The organism is Bremerella alba (genome assembly GCF_013618625.1).
Lineage (GTDB): Bacteria > Planctomycetota > Planctomycetia > Pirellulales > Pirellulaceae > Bremerella > Bremerella alba.
Map to the genome: position 1 here is coordinate 188,609 of NZ_JABRWO010000014.1, position 6,280 is coordinate 194,888.

The following is a 6,280-nucleotide window of genomic DNA, read 5'->3' on the forward strand; positions in this document are numbered from 1 at the left end:
AAAATAGCGATAGGCCATGGATACCCAACCACTGACAACCGATACGATTGCCCGCTCTGTGTGGGCGGTTCCTTCCCTTGCCCGAAGTGCGGACGGATCGCTGAATCGACAAGAGAATGAAAAGATCATCCGTCACATCGAACAGGGCGGAATCTCGACTTTGCTGTACGGTGGAAATGCGATTTTCTATCACTTGACGCTGCGAGAGTACCGGACGGCTCTCGAAATAATCAGCGAGGTAGCGGCTGAGCAGACGCTGGTTATTCCTGCCGTCGGACCTGCCTACGGCACGATGATGGATCAAGCGGATGTCCTTAAAGATTTTCAGTTCCCTACCGTAATGGTGTTGCCGCAGCGAGACGTGATTTCGTCATCTGGAATTGCGACCGGTGTTCGCAAACTATCGGAAAAGCTAGGGAAACCGATCGTTCTCTATCTGAAATTTGACGGCGTGATGTCCGCAGAAGACGCTGCCTCGCTGGTCAACGATGGCCTGATTTCCGCAATCAAATATGCCGTTGTTCGCGACGACTACACCAAAGACAGCTATCTTAGCGCGTTGACTAAAAAGATCGACACCAAGCTCATTCTTAGCGGTCTCGGGGACCAGCCTGCGATTGTGCATATGCAGGACTTTGGATTGAGCGGTTTCACCACCGGTTGCGGGTGCGTGTTCCCCAAGCTATCGATAGACCTGCTGCATGCAATTCAAGGCGGCGATTGGGATCAAGCCGAGACCTTGCGAGAAAAGTTTCTTCCGTTGGAAGAACTGCGTGATTCGCTCGGTCCAATTAGCATTCTGCACCGCGCCACCGAACTGGCTGGCATTGCACAAACCGGACCTATCACCCCACTGCTTTCGGAACCGGAGGGATCGATCCAAGAGCGAATTGCCGCGGCGATCAAGCAGATTCAAGCGTCGATTTGATTGTTATCGAGAGAGGGGGCCCCTCCGCAGGCAAGTCGGATTTCCGATTGTTCTGTATCACAAGAAAAGTTTGGGACCAACCCTGTTCGGAACCTCAGCAACTGTTTCCGAAAGCAATAATGGCCAGTGGCCGTCCGCGTCTAGTGCAGGACGGCAAGATGCTCATTCGCGTGTGTTCACAAACGGGAGGGCAGGGTGCCAACGATATTGGGATCGCTCGGCTAAAAAAGTAGCCGCACTTGTTTGGCACCGTCGTTTTAGCGATTGACCATTCACAGGGGGGGGCTGGTCAACCCTGTGATGCCGATTAAATCTCACGAATACCTGTCCTCGCATGGCTGGACAGCTAAGCCTGAGTTTGATGACTATGCATGGAAAGTGCTGCTTGCCTATTCAGGAGAGGCGAGCATCAATCATGGATTATGCAAACCTGTTCAGCAGCTCAGGCATTAACGCAAGTTTGTCGCTGCTCTCCCAGACTTTCTATCGACAAGCGAATCTCGTCTGAGGCTTTCAGGAATTTGGGTGGTTTCATGCCTAGGCCAACGCCTGGAGGTGTTCCCGTGGAAATCAGATCACCTGCTTCCAGGGTCATAAACTGCGACAGATAGTAGACAAGATAGTTAGGCTTGAAAACCATTGTTTTCGTGTTGCCAGTTTGCATTCGCTCGCCATTGACATCTAACTCCATCGCCAGATTATCGACATCGGCGATTTGGTCACACGTACTCAGAAACGGCCCGACAGGATTGAATGTATCGCAGCTCTTCCCTTTTACCCATTGGCCTCCGCGTTCCAATTGAAAATGCCGTTCCGACACATCGTGTGAGATGCAGTAGCCAGCGATAAACGAGGCGGCCTGAGATTCACTTTCGAGATAGCGTGCATCCTTACCAATCACAATGCCCAACTCGACTTCCCAGTCCGTCTTTTCACTCTTGCGTGGGATTTGGATTTCATCGTAGGGGCCGACAACGGTGTTCGAGCCCTTGAAGAAGATGATTGGCTCTTCGGGAACTGCCATGCCAGATTCAGCTGCATGGTCGGCGTAGTTTAAGCCAATGCAGATGACCTTCCCCGGACGCGCGATCGGTGCCCCCCAACGCACGTCTTCGGCGACAGTCGGTAGGGAGTCGAGCGAGTCCTTCAACTCTGTCAATTTCCCTAATCCGTCCTGTTGAAAGAACTCGCGGTCGTACTTGGCAAACTTTCCGCTGAGATCTTTGCGTACGCCGTCTTCTGTTAGCAGCCCCGGCTTTTCCTCGCCATACGGTCCGAATTGAATTAATTTCATTGGGTAGCTTCCTTCATCGAGGGTTCAATTGCAGGGATCACTCGGGCAAGTACGTTGTCGTCGTGCTGGGTTCCGACGTACCACCGGGCGTCCGGCAATAGCTGAACGCCACGTTGAAGCATGGCTTGGCGAAACTTTCCATGCAATGACATATCCGAGTTGAGCATTTCGCGGTAATTAAGTGGCGACTTTGCGACGCCGAGATGGACAGAGAAAATGCTGCCGACACCACTGATCGCCACGGGAACTTGGTACTTACTCGCCGCCGCAAGTATAGCATCGCCTACGGCTTGACCATGGGCCATCATTCGCTCGTAGGTACCAGGCTTTCGGAGTTCGCTAATGGTTTCAATCGCGGCCACGATGTTGAAGGTCGTGCCGTTGTAGGTTCCTGAATGAATGGTGCGGCCATCTCTGAGGACCTCAAACATTTTCGATGCTCCACCCACCGCCGACATCGTAAAGCCACCGGCCAAGGCTTTGCCGTAAATCGATAGATCTGGTTCGAGCCCCAACAGCTCGCGGGCGCCCCCCAAGGCAACTCGAAAGCCGGTAATGACTTCATCAAAGATCGAAACGATTTTGTATTCGCGACAAAGCTCGATCAGCTCCTCGAGATAGCCCGGCTTGGGCATACAACTTCCAGAGTTGGCCAAAATTGGTTCTGTCAGAACGCAAGCAATCTCGTGACCATGTTCGGCGAACAATTGCTTGACGGCTTCGATGTCGTTCCAAGGAAGTACCAAGGTATCAGCAAACTCGCTGGACGGTTGTCCGCCACAGGTAGCTTGCGGCAAGCTACTGTCATCTTGTTGGGGGCGATACGAAACAAGCACATTGTTAAGCCATCCATGGTAGTGCCCTTCGAACTTCGGAAGTTTATCTCGACCCGTATGTGCCCGAGCAATACGTATTGCGGCCTGGACGGCTTCTGTACCGGTGTTGGAGAAGATAACCTGCTCTACACCAGGGACCGAGTCGACGATAAGCTCGGCCAGCTCGATCTCAGCGGAAGACACTAGGCAGGCTCTCGAAATTAAGAGGAAGAAAGAAACTTACTAAGCTTTCGGGCCGCCGTTTTTAGCTGGCGAACCACATCGTCCTGGCGAGATTCCGGTAAACGTAACGAGGGAGCCGTAAGACTTATGGCGGCAATCACCTACTTTTTGGCGAATATGGGAACATCGATACACTTCACGCCTAAATCCGTTTCATCCGATTCGATGGCGTAACCTAGCTCGGCTGCCTCTACCAACACTTGTTGCAATTGCTCGGAAGAGCCAATTGTTTTCGCGGTCCTGGCTGACAGCTTGGTGACCTGAACCAGACGGTTACGTTCGACTTCCGGCAAGTGGGAAGCAATCGCACGTCCTAAAGCGGTGCAATAGAACGGGTCTTCTTCGCCACTTACCACGTGACGAAGTGCCTGTTTGCTCTCAATAGACCGCAGATAAACCACGCGATCAGAGCCGGTAAACGCCACCTCCTGGGGTGTCCACATAGCCCAAGCCAACCAACGTTTTAATCAAGCGAGGGGCTGTGGGTTTGGCCATGTCGATAGCCTCGGCGAGCTCCGACAGTCGTTGACCTTCCGAAGAGCCTGCCGCGATCGATTCGAGCAAGGCGAACGCTTTGACAACAGTTGTGGATTCCATTATTCTGATCCTGGTATTCCACTATTCGGATGTCGAGAAGTGATTTAATGAAGACCTTTCATGCAATTCAAGATCCCAGTATCCCTACAAGCCATCTGCCGTTCAGCCCTGCGGTTCAGTTTGGATCGCTCATATTTGTATCGGGGCAAGCCTCGGTGGATTCGTCCGGCAAGATCTTGACGGATTCATTTGAAGGTGAGATGCGGCGTAGCCTGGAGAATATGCAACGAATTCTCGCAGCGGCCAATTTATCGCTTTCCGATGTCGTTCAGACTCGCAACTACGTGGGGAGTCAGGAAGACCTGGCCGAATTTAATCGAATTTATCGTGAATACTTTGACGAGCCTTATCCGGCTCGCACGACCTTGATGGGCTGCTTGGGAACCCTCCTTAAGTTTGAAGTCGATGTCATTGCCGTCATTCCGGAGCACAAGTAAAGGAAGCTTTATGCGAATCGGTTTGATTGCCTTGCTTCATGAGTCCAATACGTTCGCCCACGATCGGACGACGTGGGACTGCTTTCAACGTGATATCTTGGTCTCTGGCTCAGAGGTCCTTACGCGGTTTATGAAAGCCCATCATGAGATGGGTGGGTTTATTCACGGATTGCAAGCAGCCCATGCCCAAGCGGTAGGCGTTTTTGCAGCGCGCGCTTTGCCCAGCGGGACAATCACCAAAGAAGCATTTGATCGCTTGATCGATCAAATGCTTTCCCGGCTGAAACAGGCGGGGCCCCTGGATGGCATTCTTGTTGCGCCCCACGGTGCGACTGTCGCCGAGAACCATTCTGATGCCGACGGAACATGGCTTGCCGAGGTGCGGAGAGTGGTCGGCCCTGAGATGCCCATCATGGGGACGTTGGATCCGCATGCTAATCTTTCTGCCGAGATGGTCGCAGCGACCAACGCCTTGTTGGCCTACCAAACAAATCCGCATGTAGATCAGCATCAACGCGGTGTGCAGGCAGCCGAGATGATTGCCAGGACGATTCGAGGAGAAATATCGCCCAAGCAGGCAGCCGCGTTTCCTTCGCTTGCGATTAGCATCGAGCGACAATGCTCACAAGAATCGCCTGCTCGCGAGTTCCTTGCCGACATGGAAAACACACGACAAAGTCAGGCGTTGTTAGATGCCAGTTTCTTCTATGGATTTCCCTACGCTGATGTGAAAGAGATGGGGGCGGCGGTGCTGTGCATTGCGGATGACAACGCTCCGCTTGCTCAGGTGGTTGCGAACGAACTGGGCGACAAACTGTGGGAGCATCGAGAAGGCACCCTAGGAACCTACTGCGATGTGTTCACTGCGGTACAAAGAGCACAGAAACTTGATGGGCCTGTTTGCTTGTTGGAAATGGGGGACAACATCGGAGCGGGTTCGGCCGCCAAGGCAACGTGGATTGCCCATGCCCTTCTGAAAGAAAAAGCCTGCCATGCTTTTGTCGCAATATGCGATCCGATGGCTGTGTCCAAGGCCAAAGATGCCGGGGCCGGAGCAAGCGTGCATCTTTCGGTAGGTGGCTTGCCCAGCGAGATAGACGGCGACCCGTTGACGGAGGTCTTCGAGGTGATGTCCGTTCATTCTGGTCGCTTCACCGAAGATGCCCCGCGCCATGGCGGTAAGACAGAGTTCGATATGGGGCCAACGGCCATTGTGCGCGCGGCCAATGGGTTAACCGTGCAGCTGACAACGCACAGAACGGCCCCATGGTCGCTCGGGCAACTAACACACTGTGGACTAGATCCCGCAGCGTTTCAGATCATTGTGGCCAAAGGCGTCAATGCACCGCTGGCAGCTTACAACGACGTGTGCCCTCACTTTATTCGCGTCGATACGCCAGGCACCACGACAGCGAATATGGAGCGACTTGCGTATTCTCATCGCCGCACCCCGATGTACCCGTTCGAGCGAGAGACAACTTCGATCTCATATCAGTGATCGACCGTCTCATGAGATATCGCCTGCTGCACGATCGGTAAACTGCGAAATTGTTCTTGCTAGGAGGCCAATTTTATCCTTGATCGTCTGAGTAGAAAGTTGAACAAACATAACCAGAACTCGGCACGTATTGTTTCGTAGCTGCCGTCGCGATGAAAGCCTACTGTGAGACCGGCTGACATGCCTGGGCAAAGCTCCATTCAGCGTAACACTCGCTTGCCTGCGGAAATCATTTTGTAATTTCGTTTGTTTTTTGTGCGTAGGAGTCTTCGCGGTCGTCTGATCGTCGATGCGCATCTTGACCTGGCTTGGAATAGGCCGCGATTTAACTAAACAACTTTCGGCTAAAGCCGGCAGGTTTGAAGATTTCGTGAGATTCGGACTGAAGTCCTCAACTCACGAAGGAGTAATTCGGAAGTGGTCGCCCCCATCGCCAGGCTCCGTTCCGTCCTGGTGGCGAATGTATTC

At 53.0% G+C, this 6,280-nt stretch carries 7 protein-coding genes and 1 pseudogene; 3 read left to right on the forward strand and 5 right to left on the reverse strand.

The genetic code is table 11. From position 1 onward, the window contains the following. The first annotated feature begins 16 nt into the window (after positions 1-16). On the forward strand, positions 17-928 hold the full coding sequence (locus HOV93_RS22320) for a dihydrodipicolinate synthase family protein (protein ID WP_207398767.1): 912 nt from the start codon (positions 17-19) through the stop codon (positions 926-928). A 442-nt stretch (positions 929-1,370) separates the two neighbouring features. Here the strand turns inward: HOV93_RS22320 and HOV93_RS22325 are convergent, their stop codons facing one another. The 4 genes from HOV93_RS22325 to HOV93_RS22340 all read right to left on the reverse strand — a co-directional run bounded on the left by HOV93_RS22325 (position 1,371) and on the right by HOV93_RS22340 (position 3,877). Continuing rightward, the gene (locus HOV93_RS22325; protein ID WP_207398768.1) at positions 1,371-2,222 is read right to left on the reverse strand and encodes a fumarylacetoacetate hydrolase family protein; all 852 of its coding nucleotides are present in this window, start codon (positions 2,220-2,222) and stop codon (positions 1,371-1,373) included. Beyond that, entirely contained in the window at positions 2,219-3,259 is a 1,041-nt protein-coding gene (locus HOV93_RS22330; protein WP_315853454.1) for an aspartate aminotransferase family protein, read from the reverse strand. Before HOV93_RS22330 ends, HOV93_RS22325 begins: the two co-directional genes overlap by 4 nt. Positions 3,260-3,381: 122 nt before the next feature. Continuing rightward, the gene (locus tag HOV93_RS22335; RefSeq protein ID WP_207398770.1) at positions 3,382-3,723 is read right to left on the reverse strand and encodes an IclR family transcriptional regulator domain-containing protein; all 342 of its coding nucleotides are present in this window, start codon (positions 3,721-3,723) and stop codon (positions 3,382-3,384) included. Next, complete coding sequence (locus HOV93_RS22340) at positions 3,686-3,877, reverse strand: helix-turn-helix domain-containing protein (RefSeq protein WP_207398771.1); 192 nt, start codon at positions 3,875-3,877, stop codon at positions 3,686-3,688. The genes HOV93_RS22335 and HOV93_RS22340 overlap by 38 nt, the downstream gene beginning before the upstream one ends. A 47-nt stretch (positions 3,878-3,924) precedes the next feature. Between HOV93_RS22340 and HOV93_RS22345 the strand changes: the two genes are divergently transcribed. Further along, positions 3,925-4,314 (forward strand): RidA family protein, encoded by a 390-nt coding sequence (locus HOV93_RS22345; RefSeq protein ID WP_207398772.1) that lies wholly within the window; start codon positions 3,925-3,927, stop codon positions 4,312-4,314. 10 nt (positions 4,315-4,324) lie between these two features. Further along, positions 4,325-5,812 carry a M81 family metallopeptidase gene (locus HOV93_RS22350; RefSeq protein WP_207398773.1) on the forward strand — a complete coding sequence of 496 codons (1,488 nt, stop codon included), beginning with the start codon at positions 4,325-4,327 and terminating at the stop codon, positions 5,810-5,812. A 396-nt stretch (positions 5,813-6,208) separates the two neighbouring features. Here HOV93_RS22350 and HOV93_RS26715 read toward each other — a convergent pair. Then, positions 6,209-6,280 (reverse strand): annotated as a pseudogene (locus HOV93_RS26715) (IS200/IS605 family transposase); the annotation flags it as partial.